The sequence below is a fragment of the Williamsia sp. genome, assembly GCF_036566845.1.
Taxonomy (GTDB): Bacteria; Actinomycetota; Actinomycetes; order Mycobacteriales; family Mycobacteriaceae; genus Williamsia.
Genome location: NZ_DATCVM010000160.1, coordinates 1 through 18,754, shown reverse-complemented (window position 1 = coordinate 18,754; position 18,754 = coordinate 1). Strand labels below are relative to the sequence as shown.

At 62.2% G+C, this 18,754-nt stretch carries 23 protein-coding genes and 2 pseudogenes; 16 read left to right on the top strand and 9 right to left on the bottom strand.

The window, feature by feature from the left end:
- Nucleotides 1-18 precede the first annotated feature (18 nt).
- A complete protein-coding gene (locus VIQ49_RS15640; protein WP_331886198.1) occupies nt 19-1,224 on the top strand; it encodes an alpha/beta hydrolase in 1,206 nt (401 codons plus the stop codon).
- A 95-nt stretch (nt 1,225-1,319) separates the two neighbouring features.
- Nucleotides 1,320-1,613 carry an antibiotic biosynthesis monooxygenase family protein gene (locus VIQ49_RS15635; RefSeq protein ID WP_331886196.1) on the top strand — a complete coding sequence of 98 codons (294 nt, stop codon included), beginning with the start codon at nt 1,320-1,322 and terminating at the stop codon, nt 1,611-1,613.
- A gap of 33 nt (nt 1,614-1,646) precedes the next feature.
- Here VIQ49_RS15635 and VIQ49_RS15630 read toward each other — a convergent pair whose 3' ends face one another.
- From VIQ49_RS15630 to VIQ49_RS15615, 4 genes are all read right to left on the bottom strand, one after another.
- Nucleotides 1,647-3,134, bottom strand: a complete 1,488-nt coding sequence (locus VIQ49_RS15630) for an APC family permease (protein WP_331886194.1) — start codon at nt 3,132-3,134, stop codon at nt 1,647-1,649.
- A 162-nt stretch (nt 3,135-3,296) separates the two neighbouring features.
- On the bottom strand, nt 3,297-3,611 hold the full coding sequence (locus tag VIQ49_RS15625; RefSeq protein ID WP_331886192.1) for a M4 family metallopeptidase: 315 nt from the start codon (nt 3,609-3,611) through the stop codon (nt 3,297-3,299).
- Nucleotides 3,612-4,044: 433 nt separating this feature from the next.
- Nucleotides 4,045-5,151 carry an epoxide hydrolase family protein gene (locus tag VIQ49_RS15620; RefSeq protein WP_331886190.1) on the bottom strand — a complete coding sequence of 369 codons (1,107 nt, stop codon included), beginning with the start codon at nt 5,149-5,151 and terminating at the stop codon, nt 4,045-4,047.
- A 185-nt stretch (nt 5,152-5,336) separates the two neighbouring features.
- The gene (locus VIQ49_RS15615; RefSeq protein WP_331886188.1) at nt 5,337-5,966 is read right to left on the bottom strand and encodes a TetR/AcrR family transcriptional regulator; all 630 of its coding nucleotides are present in this window, start codon (nt 5,964-5,966) and stop codon (nt 5,337-5,339) included.
- A gap of 83 nt (nt 5,967-6,049) precedes the next feature.
- On the opposite strand from VIQ49_RS15615, the gene VIQ49_RS15610 reads away from it, so the two are divergent.
- The 5 genes from VIQ49_RS15610 to VIQ49_RS15590 all read left to right on the top strand — a co-directional run bounded on the left by VIQ49_RS15610 (nt 6,050) and on the right by VIQ49_RS15590 (nt 10,076).
- Nucleotides 6,050-6,793, top strand: coding sequence for an SDR family oxidoreductase (locus VIQ49_RS15610; RefSeq protein WP_331886186.1), 744 nt, complete (start codon nt 6,050-6,052; stop codon nt 6,791-6,793).
- A gap of 335 nt (nt 6,794-7,128) precedes the next feature.
- Nucleotides 7,129-7,737, top strand: coding sequence for a dihydrofolate reductase family protein (locus tag VIQ49_RS15605; RefSeq protein WP_331886184.1), 609 nt, complete (start codon nt 7,129-7,131; stop codon nt 7,735-7,737).
- 152 nt (nt 7,738-7,889) lie between these two features.
- Nucleotides 7,890-8,084, top strand: a complete 195-nt coding sequence (locus VIQ49_RS15600) for a hypothetical protein (protein ID WP_331886182.1) — start codon at nt 7,890-7,892, stop codon at nt 8,082-8,084.
- Between the two features lie 74 nt (nt 8,085-8,158).
- Nucleotides 8,159-9,397 carry a low temperature requirement protein A gene (locus tag VIQ49_RS15595; protein ID WP_331886180.1) on the top strand — a complete coding sequence of 413 codons (1,239 nt, stop codon included), beginning with the start codon at nt 8,159-8,161 and terminating at the stop codon, nt 9,395-9,397.
- A gap of 199 nt (nt 9,398-9,596) precedes the next feature.
- Nucleotides 9,597-10,076, top strand: a complete 480-nt coding sequence (locus VIQ49_RS15590; RefSeq protein ID WP_331886178.1) for a DIP1984 family protein — start codon at nt 9,597-9,599, stop codon at nt 10,074-10,076.
- Between the two features lie 228 nt (nt 10,077-10,304).
- On the opposite strand, the gene VIQ49_RS15585 is transcribed toward VIQ49_RS15590, so the two are convergent.
- The gene (locus VIQ49_RS15585; RefSeq protein ID WP_331886176.1) at nt 10,305-11,267 is read right to left on the bottom strand and encodes an alpha/beta hydrolase family protein; all 963 of its coding nucleotides are present in this window, start codon (nt 11,265-11,267) and stop codon (nt 10,305-10,307) included.
- A 233-nt stretch (nt 11,268-11,500) separates the two neighbouring features.
- Between VIQ49_RS15585 and VIQ49_RS15580 the strand changes: the two genes are divergently transcribed.
- Nucleotides 11,501-11,629 carry a hypothetical protein gene (locus VIQ49_RS15580; protein ID WP_331886174.1) on the top strand — a complete coding sequence of 43 codons (129 nt, stop codon included), beginning with the start codon at nt 11,501-11,503 and terminating at the stop codon, nt 11,627-11,629.
- Nucleotides 11,617-12,072 carry a hypothetical protein gene (locus tag VIQ49_RS15575; RefSeq protein WP_331886172.1) on the top strand — a complete coding sequence of 152 codons (456 nt, stop codon included), beginning with the start codon at nt 11,617-11,619 and terminating at the stop codon, nt 12,070-12,072. The genes VIQ49_RS15580 and VIQ49_RS15575 overlap by 13 nt, the downstream gene beginning before the upstream one ends.
- Here the strand turns inward: VIQ49_RS15575 and VIQ49_RS15570 are convergent.
- Nucleotides 12,038-12,577 (bottom strand): hypothetical protein, encoded by a 540-nt coding sequence (locus VIQ49_RS15570; RefSeq protein WP_331886170.1) that lies wholly within the window; start codon nt 12,575-12,577, stop codon nt 12,038-12,040. The genes VIQ49_RS15575 and VIQ49_RS15570 overlap by 35 nt on opposite strands.
- Nucleotides 12,578-12,692: 115 nt before the next feature.
- Here VIQ49_RS15570 and VIQ49_RS15565 point away from each other — a divergent pair, with 115 nt between their 5' ends.
- Nucleotides 12,693-13,505: a hypothetical protein gene (locus tag VIQ49_RS15565; protein ID WP_331886168.1), complete on the top strand. Its 813-nt coding sequence runs from the start codon at nt 12,693-12,695 to the stop codon at nt 13,503-13,505.
- 38 nt (nt 13,506-13,543) lie between these two features.
- The gene (gene acpM / locus VIQ49_RS15560; protein ID WP_331886166.1) at nt 13,544-13,840 is read left to right on the top strand and encodes a meromycolate extension acyl carrier protein AcpM; all 297 of its coding nucleotides are present in this window, start codon (nt 13,544-13,546) and stop codon (nt 13,838-13,840) included.
- A 476-nt stretch (nt 13,841-14,316) separates the two neighbouring features.
- On the opposite strand, the gene VIQ49_RS15555 is transcribed toward acpM, so the two are convergent.
- A complete protein-coding gene (locus VIQ49_RS15555) occupies nt 14,317-15,114 on the bottom strand; it encodes a MerR family transcriptional regulator (RefSeq protein WP_331886164.1) in 798 nt (265 codons plus the stop codon).
- Between the two features lie 169 nt (nt 15,115-15,283).
- Between VIQ49_RS15555 and VIQ49_RS15550 the strand changes: the two genes are divergently transcribed.
- From VIQ49_RS15550 to VIQ49_RS15545, 4 genes and pseudogenes are all read left to right on the top strand, one after another.
- On the top strand, nt 15,284-15,658 hold the full coding sequence (locus VIQ49_RS15550) for a nuclear transport factor 2 family protein (protein WP_331886162.1): 375 nt from the start codon (nt 15,284-15,286) through the stop codon (nt 15,656-15,658).
- Nucleotides 15,630-15,932, top strand: a pseudogene (locus VIQ49_RS28965) (hypothetical protein); the annotation flags it as partial. The gene VIQ49_RS15550 and the pseudogene VIQ49_RS28965, both read left to right, overlap by 29 nt.
- A gap of 56 nt (nt 15,933-15,988) precedes the next feature.
- Nucleotides 15,989-16,051, top strand: a pseudogene (locus VIQ49_RS28960) (hypothetical protein); the annotation flags it as partial.
- 81 nt (nt 16,052-16,132) lie between these two features.
- Nucleotides 16,133-16,741, top strand: coding sequence for a HEPN domain-containing protein (locus tag VIQ49_RS15545; RefSeq protein WP_331886160.1), 609 nt, complete (start codon nt 16,133-16,135; stop codon nt 16,739-16,741).
- A 578-nt stretch (nt 16,742-17,319) separates the two neighbouring features.
- On the opposite strand, the gene VIQ49_RS15535 is transcribed toward VIQ49_RS15545, so the two are convergent.
- Together VIQ49_RS15535 and VIQ49_RS15530 are read right to left on the bottom strand one after the other, a co-directional pair.
- Nucleotides 17,320-17,484: a pentapeptide repeat-containing protein gene (locus tag VIQ49_RS15535; protein ID WP_331886158.1), complete on the bottom strand. Its 165-nt coding sequence runs from the start codon at nt 17,482-17,484 to the stop codon at nt 17,320-17,322.
- On the bottom strand, nt 17,448-17,798 hold the full coding sequence (locus VIQ49_RS15530) for a hypothetical protein (RefSeq protein ID WP_331886261.1): 351 nt from the start codon (nt 17,796-17,798) through the stop codon (nt 17,448-17,450). Before VIQ49_RS15530 ends, VIQ49_RS15535 begins: the two co-directional genes overlap by 37 nt.
- Nucleotides 17,799-17,910: 112 nt before the next feature.
- Here VIQ49_RS15530 and VIQ49_RS15525 point away from each other — a divergent pair, with 112 nt between their 5' ends.
- Entirely contained in the window at nt 17,911-18,375 is a 465-nt protein-coding gene (locus VIQ49_RS15525; protein WP_331886156.1) for a hypothetical protein, read from the top strand.
- Nucleotides 18,376-18,754: the final 379 nt, after the last annotated feature.

Genomic DNA, 18,754 nt, shown 5'->3' with positions numbered 1-18,754 from the left:
CGGCTAGCATCAACGAGTATGAGCAGGCTGACGGGGGTCGCGTTGGCGGCCCTGGCGTGGATGCTGGTCGTTGCCGGAATCGCGCCACCCGCCACTGCTGACGACGAGTCCGGGTTCGCTGCACCACGGTGGTCGGGCCTTGATGCCCGCGACCTTCCGGCCCCGGCCGGTTCAGGCCGCGGAGAGCTCATATCGCAGGTGCCACTCGACCCCGCGGTCTCGCTTCCAGAGGTGGGGGATGCGCGCCGATTCCTCTATGTCACCAACCGTTCCGCTGATGGTCCGGCAGTGACGAGTACCGCTGCGGTATTCGTTCCGAGCGGCACCGCTCCGACGGGCGGATGGCCGGTCATCGCGTGGGCGCACGGCACCACCGGACTCGGTGACGACTGCACGCCGTCTGCTCTGCCGCGGTCCGAACGTGATGAGGCCTATCTCGGGCATTGGCTGGGTCAGGGCTATGCCATCGTCGCTTCCGATTACGCGGGACTCGGCACGCCCGGTCCCATGCAATATCTGGACCGTGAGGCTGCCGCACGCAACATCGTCGACTCGGTGATCGCAGCCCAGAACCTGGGTCTTCCGTTGGCGAAGCGTTGGGCCATTGTGGGCCAATCCCAGGGCGCTGCAGCGGGACTCAGCGCCGCGCACCCGGCCACGACGCTGTCTTCCGGGTCAGGTCTCGATTACCGCGGGGTTGTTGCCACCGGGGCACCGGCGTACATCAACTACCCGATCGGCCTGGCCGGGCCAGATTTCCCTCCGGTGACATTGCCCGCCGGACTCAACAGCTATGTGCTGTACATCCTCGCCGGGTTCCTCGACGCCCGCCCCGACATCGCCACCACCTCCGCATTGACTCCACGCGCCGCGCAGCTCATCGGGCAAGCGAGAAGCGTGTGTCTCCCGGCCATGGTTGAACTCACCGAGGGCCTGGATCTACGGACACTGTTCAGCAAGCCGATCGCCGAGGTGCCGGGATTGACCGACGCATTGAACGCCTACATGTCGATCCCGGACCGCGGCTACGACCGGCCGATCTTCCTCGGACAAGGTCTGCTCGACCGAGATGTGCCGGCGCCGTCGGCGCTGACACTGGCTGCCGCACTTGCCGCCAATGGAGAACCGGTGACGCTGAAGGTCTACCCGACAGACCACAGTGGCACGGTGATGACCTCCACCGGCGACTCGACGCCTTGGCTGGCCCAGTTGATGCAGCCCTGACCCACCGTCTGCAATCGTCGCGCCTCCGATGAGTTTCGACTTCGCGCCGTGTCCATAGGAACAACAGATTTCGACACTCATCGAGGGAGCGCACCATGGTCATCGTCGCCGGCCACATCACCGTCGAACCCGGTCAACGTGATGCCTATCTGGCGGGTTGCGTGACGGTGGTCGTGCAGGCGCGTGGCGCGGCCGGATGTCTCGATTTTGCGATCTCCGCCGACGCCGCGGACCCCGGGCGTATCAACATTTTCGAACGGTGGGAGTCCCCGACGGCGGTTGAACATTTCCGCGGTAGCGGACCCAGCGACGACCAAAGCGCCGCAATACTTTCGGCATCGGTCGCCGAATACGACGTCGCCGGGGAGCGGTCCCTGTTCGATGGCTGAGGCTCCGCCGTGTGCAGTCCACGGCTGTAATGTCTATCCGTCTGTCTGTGGCTCGACGTGGACAGCGGCGCCGCCCGATGGTTCGGTCTCCAGAACTTCACGGTTGAAGATCATCATCTTGGCGAAGTAGACACCACCGGTGAGGATCAGCGCCAGAACGATCAGGTTGGGCACACCGGCGTCTTTCGGCGTCACGAGTACAAACAACGCCACACCCACCCAGATCAGTGCGGCGATGGCCACCGGCAACTCGAAGCGGCCGAGGCTGAATCCGCCTTCTCTACGTTCCAGCCGCCGGCGCACAACCAGATAGAGGATCACGATGGCGCCGTAGATGATCGCCGGCAGGATCGTCGAACCGATGATCAATTTGAGCAGCGCGTCACCGGGTAATCCGACCATCAGGACGACCCCGACAGCGAGTATCAACAGAGTGGCCGGCACCGGGGTCTGGGTGCGCGGATTGACCCGCCGCATCAGTGCATGAGCCGGAAAACGTCGGTCGCGCGCCATGGCGAACACTTGCCGTGAGCATGCTGCCATCACCACCATTCCGGCGCCGAACATCGCAAACGCTATACCTGCCAGCAGGATTCGTTCCATGACTGGTCCGAGCTGATCGCGGATGATCGCGGCTACGGGGGAGCCACCGGTACTGACAGCGTCAACGTCTTTGATGGACACGGTGAGTGCGATCAAGAACAGCAGGCCCGCCACCCCGGCCGCGACCACGGATCCGACGATCGCGCGAGGAACGCTCCGGAAAGGGTCTTTTGCCTCTTCGGCGAGGTTCGCGGCGGAGTCGAAACCAACGAGTGTGGTCAGGCCCAAGATCATTCCGGCCATCAGGCCTCCGCCGATCGCGAAGTAGTCACTGTCACCGGCGGTGATCCCGCGCGAGGTCAGATTCGCGGCGTCGCCGCTCCCGGTGAACACCACCACCGCGGCCAACGCGATCACCAGAACCGCCACAATGCCGATCTCGATGCCCACTGCACCCGCCGTGATCATGCCGAGCAGTCGTGTCGATGCGATCACCAACACAGCCTGAACAACCATGATCACCAGGGTGATCAGTCGGGCTGTGTCCTCGCTCTCGGACATCCCGACCAAAGGCATGAATGCCTGGCTGGCCATGGCGTTGTCCATCGTGACCACGGCGATCGCCAAGTACCAGAACGTCATCCACCCGAACAGCCACCCGATCTTCGGATTGGCCAATCGCGAAGCCCATTGGTAGGACGACCCGCTCAGGGCGATGCGGGCGGCGAACTGGGCGACGACGAGCGCCACCAAGGTCTGACCAACCGCTGCGATGATCCATAGCCAGATTCCCACAGGGCCCGCTGACTGCAGCAACTCGTCGTATGTGGCGAAGATTCCGACTGCCACCGAGATGAACGCGAACGAAATTGCGAAGACCTGAAACGAACCGAGGCTGCGTTTCAGCTCTGGGCCGGTGGCGGGGTCCGCAGTCTGGCCGCGTGACCCGGCTGGGTCTGCCACTTCCTCTGTCGTCATTGGGGATTCCGACCTTCCGTGGCGGGTGATGGACGCAACCATAGATGACTTGGCCCGTGCTTTTCGCGGTAAGTCGGTGATTGACTTCCACCGCGCCTGCTGCGTCGCGCCAGGTCAGGCAGCCGGAATGCCTGTTGGGTTTCGTCGCGTACCGGAATGCCGTCAGGATCCCGAAATCCCGACGGCGTCGCACGCCCCGCCGATTGCAGACATCTTCGTCTCACGCGCTACCTGTTCTTCTTGCCGGAACAGGGATTTGGCGGCCAACTCCACCGCGCGGCGGCTGTCGCGGAACCCGGATGTCCGTGACAGGTTGTTGATGAGTGCCAGGCAGAATATGGCGCCGGATTCGGCCGGTGTGAACACGTGGGCGCTCTCGGCCTGTGCTGTGATCAGGTTGACGGCTGCTTCGTTGTGGATACCGCTGCTCTTGTGGACGCGACCATTGTCGGCGGCGGTGACAACGTAGTCGTCCATGTGGGCGGGTTGCCCTCGACGGGTGGATCACTGAGATCACGTAGTGGCATCCCGGTTTCGTTGAGTTCCTCGCCGATCTCCCAATTCCAGCGGTCGACGTCGGGTTGGTCGGAATGTTGTAGGACTTGACCCGCCGAACGGGGTGCACCGGACGCCTGTTGCTGTTCTGATCGCGCTCCGCGCGGATCTGCCGGTTGACGCCCAAGGCATCTGGGAAGATCTGTTCATCGGGTGTCCAGGAAACCGATTGCGTACGAGGGAGTTAGGCGACGGATCGCCGGAATGCGTGTCGACGACGTAGTCGAACAATTGAGGCAGGGTTCTGCAGTAATCACCTCCTGAGCGGCGGCGGGCGAGACTGTGGCCACGGCATCCACGCCATCGGGCTTCCGAGCGCGGTATTCAGCGCCGTCATTCTGTGATCGCGGGAGCGCTACTCGATTTCGATTCGGCTACCGGTCGATCTTGTCCCCTCAAAGAAGCTGCGGACATCTTCGGCGAACAGGTCGGGCACCTCCATCGCAGCAAAATGGCCACCGCACTCGAACTCCGACCAATGTGTGATGTTGTACCGCGTCTCGGCAAGCGGTCGGACCGACTGTGTGATGTCGTGTGCAAAGACTGCTACGCCGACCGGAACCGGGCACGGATCCGTACTTCTCGCGGCGTCGTGGTGGAGTCGCGCCGAGGAGGCGGCCGTGGCGGTGAGCCAATACAGCGAGATGTCGGTGAGCATCGTTTCGTCACTGATCGACGAACCAGGATCTGTCCACTTCGCGAATCGTTCGGCGATCCAGGCGAGCTGACCTACCGGAGAATCGGTGAGTGCGTAGCCGATGGTTTGCGGGGTGGCGGCCTGCAGAGCTTGGTACGGCGGCCGATTCGCCATCAGGCCCTTGATCTTCGCCAGCCTGGCTCGGTCGGATTCGGAGAGCGCGACCGAGGCCTCCGGATCCGGTGGGGTAGGCAGATAGTTCACGTGGACGCCGACCACTTGATCGGGAGCTGCTGCACCGAGTGCGATCGAGATACCCGATCCGAAGTCGCCGCCCTGCGCGCCATAGTGCTCGTACCCGAGACGCCGCATCAGTTCCGCCCAGGCATGCGCGATCCGAACAATGCCCCAACCGCGGTCGTGGGTCGGGCCGGAAAACCCGAAGCCCGGGATGGATGGGATCACCAGATGAAAGTCCTGCGACAGCGGTTCGATCACATCGACGAACTCCAGGAACGATCCGGGCCATCCATGCGTGAGGACCAACGCGAGTGCGTTCGGATCTTGCGACCGGACATGGACGAAATGGATTGTCTGGCCATCGATCTCGGTGGTGAAGTGCGGCAGCTTGTTGAGTTCGGCTTCGTGTTCGCGCCAGCTGTAGGTGGTGAGCCAGTGCTCGGTGAGTTGTTTCAGCCGGGAGAGCGGAAATCCGTAGTCGGAGCCGGCGTCGGCCACCTCGTTCGGCCATCTGGTGCGAGCGAGTCGATCGGTCAGGTCGTCGAGGTCGGCGTCGGGCACATCGATGCGGAAGGGTTTGATCATCGTCGTACTCCAGGGATCCGGTCGACCAACAAATGTTGGTCGAACCAACGGTTGTCGGATCGACCATATCACAACCGTTGGTTACGCCAACAATATTTAGCTCACGGCTCCGGGGGGATCGGGTGCCTGGACTGGTGGCCGCGCCGGGAGTTTGAGCTTGGCGCCCAGGATGTTTCGCGGTCGGGTCAGGACGATGCCGAGTTGTTGATGCCGCGCAGGACGTTGTCTATGAGCGCGTCAGCGAAAGCGATGGTCAAGGGTTCCGCGGGGAGCAGTAGTCGGTGGTAGGCCGCACCCCATAGTTGGTCGACGACAACTTGAAGATCGACGTCGTCCCGAATCTCGCCCGCCGCTCGAGCGAGTTCGAGTCGTTGGACCGCGAGTTGTCGGCGCGGACGTGTGTACGTCGATTCCAGCGCTGAGGCGAGTGCGGGATCGGACTGGGCCAATCCGACCAATTCGCCCATCACTCGTCCGCCGTTCTCGTCGACCAGCAGATGTATGAACGAGTGCAGCTGTGATCTCAGGTCATCGGCGAGACTGCCGGTGTTGGGAAAGCTGAGTTCGGGTTCCACGGCGTCGAAATAGGCCTCGAGCGCGAGTGCTCCGGGGGATGGCCACCACTTGTACAGCGTCATTTTGCTGACGCCGGCGTGATGTGCGACCTTCTCGAAGGTCACGGACTTGATGCCCCCGTCGAACAGCAATTCTGCGGTCGCGGTGAGTACGGCCCGGCGAACGTCGGCTGCCGCGCGGCGGCCTCGGCCGGCGCGCAGCGTGATCTCCTTGTCCACCGTCGAGTCGGTCTGTGCCATGAGCTAACTCCCTTGCCACATATGTACAAGTAGTCTACATTCAATGTAATGGACGAATAGTACATATCTCAATGGGAGCACCAATGACGCATGAAGGTCAACCAACCCGCACGGCGATCGTTTTCGGTGGATCCGGCGGTATCGGACGTGCGGTCGCGGAACGGCTTGCCGTGGACGGCTTCAACGTGGTCGTGCACTACGCAGGACGTGCCGCGGCCGCCGAGGAGGTGGTTGATGCCATCGAACAGGCGGGGGGAGTGGCCGTCACCGCCTCCGGCGACGTGGCGGATGAGATCGAGATGGCGGGCGTCTTCGAACAGGCTGCAGATCGGTTCGGGGGTGTCGACGTGGTCGTCAACACCGCCGGCATCATGCTGCTCGCGCCTGTTGCCGACATGAACCTCGATGACTTCGACCGCATGCACCGCACGAACGTCCGCGGAACATTCGTTGTGTCCCAGCTCGCTGCGCGGGCCTTGCGGGCCGGCGGTGCGTTGGTCAACTTCTCCACGTCGATAACCCGTCTGCAGCAACCGAATTACGCTGCGTACGCGGCGACCAAGGGGGCCGTCGACGCGCTGACGCTGATCCTTGCGCGCGAGCTACGTGGGCGCGATGTCACGGTGAACGTAGTTGCACCGGGGCCTACGGCGACGCCGCTGTTTCTCGATGGCAAACCTCAGGACCTGATCGATCGACTGTCGGCGGCGGCTCCGCTGGAACGATTGGGCCGACCAGACGACGTCGCCGAGGTCGTCGCATTCCTGGCTGGTCCGGCGAGGTGGGTGAATGGTCAGACGCTGTATGCCAACGGAGGCATCGCGTGACCGCGGCATCTGACACCTGGCAATCTCGCTGGTAGGTCGGCGGCGGGCTGTTCCTCTGCTGTTCTTCGTGGAGTCTGCGGTTGAGTTGTCGTTCTTGTTGGCGGTATGCGTGTTTGGCAGCGGTGCGTGACTTCTTGTGTGACCACCAACACCACCAAAGTGTCACCGATGTTCTGATGCCAGAACTGTCTCCGATTCCCGATACAGCACAGGTGTGACATTCGATTTCTATGGGAACGGCGGTTGTGAAGGAGCAGACTGTGTAGACGTCAGTGGGGGGAGCGCTGCTCGTCGGATCGCCCGATCGCGCAGCCCACGGGCCCGAGGAGGTCAGCATGAGCATGGTCACCTGCAACCTCTCGATTTCGGTCGACGGCTACTCAGCTGGGCACAATCAGACTGAGCAGCGCCCGTTCGGTGACGACGGCGGCGACGGCTGGGGCCGCAGGTTGCACGCGTGGATGTTCGACAGCCCGGACGACAACCGAGCGGAGATCGATCAGATCGCAGATGCCAGGGCATACATCATGGGACGGAACATGTTTGGTCCGGTCCGCGGTACCTGGGATCGACCCTGGAACGGCTGGTGGGGTGAGGATCCTCCGTTTGGTACCCCGGTCTTTGTGCTCACCCATCATCCGCGTGACCCGCAACCGATGGACGGTGGGACCACGTTCCACTTCGTCACCGATGGAATCGAGGCAGCCTTGAGTCGGGCTCGTGACGCCGCAGGTGATGGCGATGTCTCGATACAGGGCGGTGCGGACACGATCAACCAATACCTTGCTGCCGGATTGATCGATGAGTTTCGCTTGCACATCGTGCCGTTCACGCTGGGTGCCGGTACGCGGCTCTTCGATGGTGTTCCGCCGCTTGATCTGGAGCAGATCTATTCGCGGGCAACCGAATCGGTGACCCATGTGAGCTACCGAGTGTTGTCCTGAGTCCGAAAAGGTCCCGCCGCCAGGCGGGTGCCGCCCGTGTGGACCCTCCTTTCGGTGCTGCTACACCGCGATGTGTAGCGCCGTGCACTCCCGGGTACCCGGGGTGACGTCCCGTTAGGACCCCCGGGAACGAAGGACAACGAGAGGAAGTCATGGCGGAGTATCGAGTGCTGAACCCAGATGAGGACGTAATCGACGAAGTCGAGTTCAACAACGCCGAAGACGCCTACGAGTGGTTCAAGAACCGTGAGGTTCCATCTGGACAGCTGGGCTTCCGCATGGAGGTAAACGTGGATGGCGACTGGCGATTCTTTGATCAGACAGACGGGACCAAGTCGCGCGACTGACCCCCGACTGCTGTTTGCAACTGTGCCGCCGTGGCGCAGCGCGCACCCGTGAGGGCCGAAACTCAGGACACGACATGGGTGATCGCACAGCTAAGCGTCCGGGCGACCATCCCGACGACGGCGAATCCGCCGGGTCAGACCAGCCCACACCGCTGCTGCGGCCGCCGCGGCTGCGGACCGAAGACGATCGCGGGGCGACGAGGCTCGAGCTGTTCTTCGACCTTGCGTTCGTCTTGGTGATCCACCAACTCGCGATCGCACTGAAGGACGACCTCGGATGGCATGGCGTGGCAGTCTTCAGCGGTCTGTTCGTTGTCACGTGGTGGGCGTGGGTCACCACCACGCTGTACGCAAATCGATTCGACACCAACGACGTTCTGTATCGCGTACTCAAATTGGCCGCTACGTTCGCGGTCGCCGTCATGGCGGCCAGCGCAGCCACCGCGGTCGGTGGCGACGGAACCGTGGTATTCGGTGCGGGTTACATCGCCACCAGGGTGATACTCGCCGGACTGTATCTGCGGGCGAGGAAACACATCAGCGAGGCACAGGTCATGATCGATCTGTACTTCGCGGCCACTGTCACCAGCGCGGCGATCTGGGCGATCTCACTGTTCACACCCTCGCCGATCACGTACATCCTGTGGGGAATCGGTATTGCGATAGAGGCGATGGCGCCGTTCGCAGCCACCCATTGGGGACCCGATGTGCCCCTTCATCTCGAACACCTGCCGGAACGTTTCGGTCTCTTTGTGATCCTGGTACTCGGCGAGTCGATCTCGGCTGTCGTGCTCGGGATGCGTGACACCCAGTGGGATTGGGCGTCGACGGCGGTCGCGGCGTTGGGATTCACCATCGCCGCATCGGTGTGGTGGATGTATTTCGACATCGGCGGCGCCGAAGCCAAGACCGAGATACAGGACGACGACAGTGCGGTCGGCAGTGGCCGGGCCGACGGCTACATTTACGGACACCTGCCACTGGTGTTGGGCGCTGCATTACTCGGTGTTGGGATCCAGCAATACGTCGTCCATCCGGTAGGAGAACTGACTGCCGCCGGACGTTGGATCCTCTGCGGCGGTTTGGCCCTGTTCATTCTCGGCGTGTGCGCCATCCTCGGCTGGAGTTCGAGCAACTGGAAGACGGTCATCCCGTGGCCGGCAGCTGCGATTCCCGTGGTGCTCGTGGTCGGACTCGTCGACAACGCGCTCCCGTACGCCTCTGCAATCGTCCTTGCGGTCGGTTCGGTGCTCGCGGTGGTCACCGGGATCATCCGGCGCCGGCGGAGTCCTGTCGAGACGACCGAAACCTGACGGCCTGCCGCCGAACTCAGGGATTATTCTGTCCACCAACATGTTTGATCGCGCCAACGGTCTGACGGGCAGAGTGTGGGGGTTCCGGTACGCGGCAGGGTGTGGTACTGCTTGAGTATGAACACATTCGATACGTCGAAAGGCGCATGAGCGCCCGCACCATTCCCGCCCCCCGCATTCTGACGTTGGGGTGCCGATCATGAAACTTGCTGAGGCCCTCGCAGAGCGTGGGGATCCCTTGCGCCGTGCCGAACATCTGAAGGTTCGGATTCTCGCGAATGCTCGGTATCAGGACGGCGAATCGCCGGCCGAGGACGCCTCAAAGTTGTTGTCGAACCTCACTGTTGTGTTCGACAGGTTGGAAGTGCTGATTTGCAGGATCAACCGGACCAATAGTGCGGCGACGTTACGCGACGGCACCGTCACCGACGCGCTCGCGTTACGTGATGTGCTGCGAATGAGGCACAAAGTCGTTTCGTCGGCCGCTGATGCGGCGTCGGGGCGGGAGCACGACCACCACCGCTACGGGCCGCGACAGCTGCGATCGGAACTGGTTTACGTGGCTGCCTTGCCCGTGACCGAATTACGTTCCTCTGCTGATGATCTCGCGAAAGAGATCCGATTGGTCGACCTCGAGATTCAGCATGCCAATTGGGAATACGACCTGATCGAGGAATGAAGTGATTGCCGGGTAGTGGGTAGCCTTTGTTCGAAGCGAGCACGTGCCGCGGGTCGGCGGATTTCCGGCCCTTCTCCGGCGTGGTGAGCAGCGTTCCGAGCACACACTCGGACGAACAGTGCAGCTCAGTACATTTCACGCCGAACGGTGCAGAGTGCACATCACATCACCGTGTGCTGGTCGAACGAAGGCGAGGGTGGGCAAGGGGCCACCCGGCACTGGACGTATCTAATTGGCCGAGAGTTGTTCGGCAGTCATATTGGCGGCGCCACCGATGACCTCGATGATTCTGCCGTAGGCGGGGGAGTCGGAGCTGACGATGGAGACGTGGTCTTGTCCGTCGAGCAGGATCACTTGTCCGCTGCCGTTGTCGTTTTCGAGTGCGGCGATGTACCGCTGCGACAGCGACGGTAGGACAACGCGGTCGTTGGTACCGTGGATCGCGATGACTGGGGTATCGGGGTCGATGTTCTGGATGGGGTCGACGGAGGTATAGCGATCGGGATGTTCGGCCGGCGTACCGCCGAGTGCGCGGACGATGTTCTGGTCGCCGTTGGCGACGGCTTGGACCATATCCAGGGGGCCGGCGAGTGAGATCACTTTCGTCGGGCGGAATCTGGGGTTTGCGCCGAGTTCGTTGCCGCCGAGGCGATGTCGGGTGCCGGCCCAGACGGCCAGTTGCGCACCGGCGCTGTGGCCGACCACCAGGGCGTCCTTTTCGTTGAGTTGAGGGTACTTCTGGTCGATGGCGGCGACATTGTCGAGGGCAGCGGCGACGTCTTCGAACGTCTGGGGCCAGCCGCCACCGGACCCGACGCGGCGGTATTCGATGTTGTAGACCGCCATACCTTTCGCTGCGAGGTCCTGGGCGAAGGGATTGAACAGGTCGGCACCCAGGTTCGACATCCAGGCGCCGCCGTGGATGAGGACGACGAGGGGTATCGAGTCGGGTTGCTGGGGTCCAGCGGGCAGATAGAGGTCGCCGTAGTCCTGGTCGGGATCTGTTCCGTCGGTGGTGGGGTAACCGATCCGAGTGACTGTGACGGCGGCCTGGTTCGATGCGGTCATTGCGTCGTCCAGGACTGATTCGGTGGTGCGCTCGGCGGTGGTGCCGGACTCTCCGCAGGCGGTGAGCAAGAGGGCGCAGGTGGTGAGCAGACCGGCCAGAGCAGAGGTGGACGTGTTGCGCATCATCAGGATCCTTTTCGGTCGTCAGCTGCCATCGGCCTGAGCCTCGGGAGTGGGGAGGATTTGTGGCACGGTGATTATCCCCCGAGGTGAATACGACTTTGCACGTGCATCGGGGTTTTCGCCGGGATCGCTGCTTGTCGGGTGCACTTCGCGTCGTTGATCGACTCATCCTGGGCTGCGGTGGCTACGAATGGCTAGCGATGCGCGGTGGACGCATCGCAATGGAGGCGTGGGTGAATGAGGGAACAGTGAAGTGGATCAACAGCGAAAGGGGCCACACCGACGCCCGCGCTCTCCCGATGCTCACCGGGCTGTCGAACATCTCGAGAACGACCCTGGGGACTTCGCTGTGGACCTGCTGACCACTGTCAAAGGATGGCAGCGAAGTGGCAACGCCCTGGGCATCTTTGCCTGTGCTGCATGGCTGTACCGCTGTGCCGACCAGCCGGCACGTCAGGGAATGATCGAGCTCCTCGAGCAGAGTTCCTCAGACGTCCAGCCGTTCGAACTGGCGCTGCACCGCACTGCCGAGCGCCGTTTTGCAGAGCTGGCCCACTGGTGCATCCTGACCATCACAAGGATGCCCGGTGCTGAGCTCCCCGATGTCGGAACATGGCTACCCGAACTGACACGGGCGCTGACAAACTCAGGTATTGATCTGACAGGGGCCTTGCTGCGGATCGCGGTCACCGACATGTCGCTGCTGACGTGCTCGCAGGACACCCTCAGCAGAAATGGTGCACACGTGCGTGAATACCAACGTATCCGCGCTACGTTGCTGACCCGTGCGGCCGAGCGCAACTGACCGACGACTCGATCCACACCTTGATCGTTGCGGCCCCCATCGAAACCCAGCAGGGCGGTGTCATTTCGCGCGGTGTGAATGGATACATGAGCATGCGCTGCGCAACGACGATCGCGGCCCCGGCGTAGAGGAAAACGCCCACCGCCCACGAGATGACTGTGAGGGTGGAAAGGGTGTCGCGCCAGGTTTCGGTTACCGGCTTCAGGACCGCGGCCAGAACCGCGACCGACTGACTCGCGACGATCCAGATGAACCAGGTGCCGTTGGCGCGTTCGATGACCGGTCGCTGCGGGGTGCTCAGGACAGCGGTCCGCGGGATGGCGTACCCCAGGATGACCCAAGCAACGGTCGCGACGGCCAGTAGGACCGCGGCCACCAGATGGTGGCCGTCCAGAGCGAGCCGGGTTCCCAGGACGTTGCTGCCGGCGATGAACGTGAAAAGGCCGAAGGCCCGTTCGGGATTGTGGAGATCGGCCGTGACGGTGTCGTTTTCGCCACCGGTCACACCCGAAACCCCTTGCAATGGCGTCGCCAGAGCGTGGCGGTCGGGTGTGTCCAACCCGATATTCGAGTGTCCAATGAGGTGGACACTTGGCAACTTGCTGTGCCACACTGCTGCAGTGACCCGTTTGCACTCATATCGCGTCGATGTCGCCGTGTCGGCCGTTGCTGCTGGTCGTGCTCGGTCGGCGGTGGCCGACCTCGCGCAGCGCCAAGTCACCGCGGCCGCAATCGCTTTGATGCGCACAGAGGGGTTGAGTGATCGAAAGATTGCTGCGGAGCTGGGGATCTCCAAGTCGTCGATTCGAGCCATGTCTCTGGCGCCCCTGGTCGACTCCGCTCTCCATAAGGAGGTCGAGAGACTGGCCCACGCGGTGTGGGTCGACATGGCCGACCTCGCGGGTGAGAAGTTCGTCGTCGACGGTGATGACGTCCCGAGCTTTGAACGGATGGTCGCTCACGGTATCGAACTCGCATTTCCTTCCTCGCTCGGACGCGCGGACACGTTGTCGCGTGAGTACGTTCAAATGACCACGGGGGAGCGGATATTGGTGTTCTCCCAGGCTCGATGGAATGGCTATCCCGATCAGGCTGCCGAGTTGGGGTGGGACCATCGCGGCAGTTACCTCATCCATCGCTGTCCCGGCCTCATTCCCGGAGGGTGCGCAAAGACCCACACCGTGATCGAGCCGACCGCGCTTGGTCTCGAGGAGGGCGCCGAGGTGTACGGGTCCGGCTGGAATGACCGCAAACCGACAGCGCACCAGGTCTGGAAGGTCCTCACTGCGGCCATCGAGGAGCGCTACGAGGTGTTCGACCCGTCTTACCCCGAAAACGAATTGCGCCGACGCCCGGGCACGACACCGCGGTACCCGGCCCGTGCGGATGCGCAATCCGACCCAACCGAAGTCAAACGTCAGACCAACCGCTGATCACTGGTAGCTGCAACCACATTGAGAGAAGGACATCCATGGCATCACAATCAGAACTCATCGCCGGCATCGCGGAGATCATCGAAGAGGTCACGGGGATCGAACCCGCCGAGGTCACGATCGAGAAATCGTTTGTCGACGATCTCGACATCGACTCACTGTCCATGGTCGAGATCGCCGTGCAAACCGAAGACAAGTACGGCGTGAAGATCCCCGATGAGGACCTCGCCGGACTCCGAACCGTCGGCGATGCGGTGGCGTACATCCAGAAACTCGAGTCAGAGAACGCCGAAGCCGCCGAGGCCATCCGGGCACGCATCCAAGATCAAGACTGACGGGAATTGCAGGCCGTCGCATTCGGCCGCGGTGGCGGTGACCGCCTCTGAAGTCGCTGTGTGACAACCCTTGTCGCGCTCGCCGAAGTGCGGCTCGCGGGCGCCTCGCTAGCGGGGGCTGGGATCGGGGACACGTGTTCGGCCATGCCGCGCACGACATCGGCAGCCGCGGCCGCATGTGTCTCGTCGACCTGCTCGAGGGGCCTGGCGCAGGATCTCGCGTCTCGCTTACGCGCTGCCACGCACGCGTGCCTTCGGGAGTGATCACGATCAGGTATGAACGCGCGTCGGCGGGCACGCGTTCGCGACGGACCAACCCGGCGTTCTCCAGCAACTCCCAGGATGCGGGCGGCAAGTCGTAACGGCTGCGCTCAACAGTGAGATCTTCGCCGACCGCGGCGATGAGGTCGACGTCCGCAGCAAGTATCTCCGGCCGGAAGCAACCAGCGCCCATATCAATCCTGATCGGGCGCTGGTCAGGTGGTGATGGGCCAACCGATCTCGGTGATCCCCCCTCCGCCGGGAGTACCGCTCAGGTAACTCTCTCTGACCGGGCCGGGAGCGCCGATGCCGTGTTCGTTGACGTAGGCGCCGAGGTCGGCGTACACCTCGCCGATGGTCGCGTCGTTGCCTTCGTGCGTTGCGATCGCCAAATGCATGACCGGCAGTCTCTCGAGCGCGGCGCGGCTGTCTCGGGGTGGTGTGCTGCCTCGCGGAACCGCTTCGAAGAGCGCGCAGTCGCCTCGTTCATCGAGGAACAGCTCTGTCGACCACAGTCCTCCGCGAGGTCCCAGGCGCGACGAATCTGATTGGGCGAGTGCATCATCAAGGTCGAGGTTCGCTGCCATGAACCAGGTCCCGAGGTCGTTCAGATCGATGGTGTCGCGGATGACGAGGGCGTCCGCGCTCGGGATCTCGCGTCGCTCGATTTGTACCGGCGATGCTTGCTCTTGCGCCAGCAGTCGGCGTAGCGACTCGACCGAGGACTGTGTTTGTGCAAGTCGTTGTTCCATGCGCCGCAGGTGATCGGCGATGATGCGGTTCTTGGCGTCTGCGTCCGGTGCATGGAGCGCTCGATGGACCTGCTCGACGGGCATGTCGAGCGACCTCAGATGGTGAATCACGCGAGCATCGTTGATCTGCTCGGTTCGGTAGTAGCGGTACTGGTTGATCGGATCCACGGTCGCGGGTTCCAGGAGGCCGACACGGTGATAGAACCGGAGCGCTTTGGCGCTGAGGCGAGTCGCACGGCTGAAGTCGCCGATGGTCATCATGCGGGACACCCCGTCATCATCCCCTTGCCCCCAGGGGAACCTCAACTCCTGGTGTCAAGAGCGGTCCCGCTGTTGACCTTGCCCCCAGGGGAACGGCCAATGTGTGTCTGGAGCGCATCCCAAACATCTGAGCCGATGCCGATCACAAATCGAACAACAAGGAGTAACCGTGACTACCCAGATCCCTGAGCTGCCGGCTTCCGTGACCGCCTACCTGGCTGCCGCGCCGGGCGCCGATCCAGCGATCATCGCCGGTCTGTTCGCACCCGATGCGGTGGTGGTCGACGATGGCCACATTTATCGCGGGCGTGCTGAAATCGTTTCTTGGCGAACAGATGTTGCTCGTTCGTTCACCTATACGACAACTCGGCTACATACCGATCTGCACGACCACTCGGTCGTTGTCGCCGAACGGATCGAAGGGAATTTCCCCGGCGGCCGAATCGACCTCGCGTCCCGATTCGCAGTCGACACCACCGGCCAGATCAGCTCGTTGACGATCGCGCCCGCGACAGGTGTCGAAACGTCCCCAGCAACACCATGACTCGACTACGCCGAATCGCCAACATCGTCGACGAACTCACCTGACCAACGCCCGCCCCGGGGAAGAGTCCGATGCGCAACTATTCAAAACATCTGAGGAAGAACAGCTGTGGCAGTCTCTGACATCGACCCTGGAGACCGCAGGACTAGTGCTAAGCCGACAAATTAGATTCGGTGCCTGGTCAAAACCATCCCCGCAGCCGCTCAAGCTACAGGGAGCGTATCTGTTCAAGGTTGACCTGTCTCGCGCGGACCTGTCCCACGCGAGGCTGATCGGCGCGAACTTAGTCCAGATGCCGGTCACGAAGCTGGCGATTACGGCTATCCCACAACCGATGCCGCACCGGTTGCTGGGGACGCCGGCTCCACCCGGCAGGAGTTCCAAAGAGGCACGATCTACGTCAATGGCGGCGTTTTTCAAGGAATAATAAGCCCATATGTTTCTGATACAGAGATCCAGGATTGGGAGGTCGGATTGCATGACAGCTACTGCGCAGATCCGGCAAACTCCGCGCCTTCATGCCCGGTTGATTTGGGAATGTCGGGTTCGGTGCTGTTCAGCCTCGACTACGGCGGCCGCGGCTACTACCAGAACAAGCTGTTCAGCGTTGCCTCCGCCGCCGAGGGCATCCACCAGATTCTGTGTCCAGACACAACCGGCATCTCCGCCCAGGCACACAAGGAGCTCAAGAAGCACATCAAGGCTCTGCCCGATGGCGCAGCGAAGGAATGGGTACTTTCAAAGATCAGACAGAACCAGCCGGGCCTCACGACCCGGATGAAAGAGTTGGCCGCAATCCCTGACGGCGAGGCCGTTGAAAGATTGCTCCACGACCGGGACCAGTGGGTCACGTGGATAGCCAGGGCGCGCAACGCGATCGGCCATTCAGCCTGGGACGACATGAACACGATCCCTCACGAGGTCAGACCCGCACTAACTTACGTAACGAAAACCTTGTTGCACCTGGTACTGCTCGCGAAGCTCGGGCTCTCCGCCGATCAGCAGCGCAACGCGGCCCCAGTGAGCTATCACAGGTTGCGGCAACCCTACGACGACTACTTTGACCCGCCGCCAACAGACTGACCTCCCGCGCCGTCCGACAGCCGCCACTGCCGGGTGACAGCAGAGTTGGGAGTAGTGCCAGCTACCTGGGACTGGCGTCCGGCTCCACATCAGGCGGTTGATCCGCAGAGTCGCCCACGCTATCCAGTTTAGTTGACCCAGTTTAGTTGACGAAATCTCTATAATCGGTGTAGCACAACGGATTTCGTCACCAATGACGGAACGAAACGTGCCTGGCGCGCCCGACGAATCCTGATTCACTTGGCCTCGGAACTCGACTGAGATCTAGGCCGGTCGGCCGATGATCCGCTTCGCTGGCAACCATGTCGCTAGCGTGCGTCCCAGCTCGACCAGGCACGGTCCGAACACGCACAGCGTCTGCTCCCAGGGATGCCCAAAACGTGCCCTCTCTGAAATCGGGCCTGGCGATCGATAATAGTCGGCATGTCGACGTAACTCACTCATTGCGAAACAGCATCGTTCGCCACCGCGACGGTACGTAGCTGGAGTCAAGCTTCCCGCCGGCGTAGTCCTTCGAGCCCAGGCACCCGGGATGGTTCCCTGGACCAACCGGGGCGAGGTTGAACCCCGACTGTTGGCTAACCGGTCTGGGGCATTTTGAGACCAATCGTGTCGGTGAGGTTCGTGTCGGTCAGGTCTGCGGCGGTCAGGTCTGCGGCGGTCAGGTTCGCACCGGTCAGGTCCGCGTAAGACAGCCTCGCACGCGTCAAGCTCGCCTCGGCCAGACTCGAATGGCTAGCCATTTGTCCCTGATGGCTCCACGGACAATATATGCTCCAATTCCGGCTGCCCAATAGATCGATCCGCCCTGGTATTCTTGTCGACGGTTAATATTGTTGGATAAAACGATTTCGTCAGTTGTGGGGTATTGTAAGTAGCCGGATTCATACCCTGCTACACCATATTTGGTGAGGAAGTCGTGGGCTACTGGCTTGGCGCCCGTGGCTGCCGACCAATAGATGTTGCCGCCGAGGAACTCAGTACGTTTTCCGGTGTTTCCAGGGTTGGTAAGCTCGTTGGTTTTGGGGAACAGTAGGAAGCTGTTGGGTCCGCCCATCTGGTTGTATTTGTCTCTGATCAGGCCACAAACTTCGAAGAGGGCGGGCCAGTAGACCTGGCAGCCTGCGGCGACACGGGCCGTCGATAGCCGAGCCTCCATCGTCTCAGCCTTGTCGGCGTCGGCCTTAGTGCTCGCCAATCGCCGCCGGCAACCAGCGTGCTGGGACGACGTCGTCAAGGAACTTGCCAAAGCGGTCACTGCTGATCTCATCACGAACCTCAGGGCCCAAGACAAAGCACCCGAAGACCTCGGCCCTGGCAGCATGATCCACTTTCTCTTGACCTACGACACCGCTGATCCACTGCGAACAGCAATCGCACAAGGCCTGTCCGCCAATGAGTTCACAGTTGCCGACGTCGCCGCGCGCTGCGTAACCGTGGCCACCGTGGACGACTCAACGACAGAGCTAGTCGGCTTCGAACAGGAAACATTCGACAGAATCGTTCCCGCCAAGCCTGACCCGTGGTACGAACTCCCCCGGCCGCAGACAACGGTCAATGAGCGCGACCTCAGTTGGAGCAATCGAAAGACCTACATAACCGGCGGCGTCCGCCAACCTTGGGCCGAGCGGTAACGCACACCAGCTCTACGAACTCGCCACCACCGCTAACGACCCCGCCCACACCTGCCCAGCGCGTCGTGCGATTCGTCGCCACCGGCGACGAGAGTGAGATTAATACCTGGTCGTAGCCCGTGGTCCTGGATCTAACGTCCTTGTTCCCAAAGGCCCGGTACCGACCACCCAGAACATAACCCTTGGCAATGTAACTAGTTTTGGATAAACTATTGACATATCGCAAGGGAAAGGGCCAGAATGAACAGTGCCATCCGCGACCTCGCCAGTTGGGCGCAGGACAACGGCTGGACAGTCACCGACGACAGCAAGGGCTACTCCCGGTTCTACACCCCGACTGGGGAGTACATCGCGTACTACCCCGCCACCCCGAGCAATC

What these genes read in the sequence shown, in the direction of transcription:
- VIQ49_RS15585 (WP_331886176.1), bottom strand. Translation starts at nt 11,267, where the DNA reads ATGCGCAACACGTCCACCTCTGCTCTGGCCGGTCTGCTCACCACCTGC.
- VIQ49_RS15600 (WP_331886182.1), top strand. Translation starts at nt 7,890, where the DNA reads ATGGCGGAGTATCGAGTGCTGAACCCAGATGAGGACGTAATCGACGAA.
- VIQ49_RS15535 (WP_331886158.1), bottom strand. Translation starts at nt 17,484, where the DNA reads ATGGCTAGCCATTCGAGTCTGGCCGAGGCGAGCTTGACGCGTGCGAGG.
- VIQ49_RS15630 (WP_331886194.1), bottom strand. Translation starts at nt 3,134, where the DNA reads ATGACGACAGAGGAAGTGGCAGACCCAGCCGGGTCACGCGGCCAGACT.
- VIQ49_RS15590 (WP_331886178.1), top strand. Translation starts at nt 9,597, where the DNA reads ATGAAACTTGCTGAGGCCCTCGCAGAGCGTGGGGATCCCTTGCGCCGT.
- acpM (WP_331886166.1), top strand. Translation starts at nt 13,544, where the DNA reads ATGGCATCACAATCAGAACTCATCGCCGGCATCGCGGAGATCATCGAA.
- VIQ49_RS15530 (WP_331886261.1), bottom strand. Translation starts at nt 17,798, where the DNA reads ATGGGCGGACCCAACAGCTTCCTACTGTTCCCCAAAACCAACGAGCTT.
- VIQ49_RS15555 (WP_331886164.1), bottom strand. Translation starts at nt 15,114, where the DNA reads ATGATGACCATCGGCGACTTCAGCCGTGCGACTCGCCTCAGCGCCAAA.
- VIQ49_RS15615 (WP_331886188.1), bottom strand. Translation starts at nt 5,966, where the DNA reads ATGGCACAGACCGACTCGACGGTGGACAAGGAGATCACGCTGCGCGCC.
- VIQ49_RS15625 (WP_331886192.1), bottom strand. Translation starts at nt 3,611, where the DNA reads ATGGACGACTACGTTGTCACCGCCGCCGACAATGGTCGCGTCCACAAG.
- VIQ49_RS15640 (WP_331886198.1), top strand. Translation starts at nt 19, where the DNA reads ATGAGCAGGCTGACGGGGGTCGCGTTGGCGGCCCTGGCGTGGATGCTG.
- VIQ49_RS15620 (WP_331886190.1), bottom strand. Translation starts at nt 5,151, where the DNA reads ATGATCAAACCCTTCCGCATCGATGTGCCCGACGCCGACCTCGACGAC.
- VIQ49_RS15635 (WP_331886196.1), top strand. Translation starts at nt 1,320, where the DNA reads ATGGTCATCGTCGCCGGCCACATCACCGTCGAACCCGGTCAACGTGAT.
- VIQ49_RS15605 (WP_331886184.1), top strand. Translation starts at nt 7,129, where the DNA reads ATGAGCATGGTCACCTGCAACCTCTCGATTTCGGTCGACGGCTACTCA.
- VIQ49_RS15595 (WP_331886180.1), top strand. Translation starts at nt 8,159, where the DNA reads ATGGGTGATCGCACAGCTAAGCGTCCGGGCGACCATCCCGACGACGGC.
- VIQ49_RS15610 (WP_331886186.1), top strand. Translation starts at nt 6,050, where the DNA reads ATGACGCATGAAGGTCAACCAACCCGCACGGCGATCGTTTTCGGTGGA.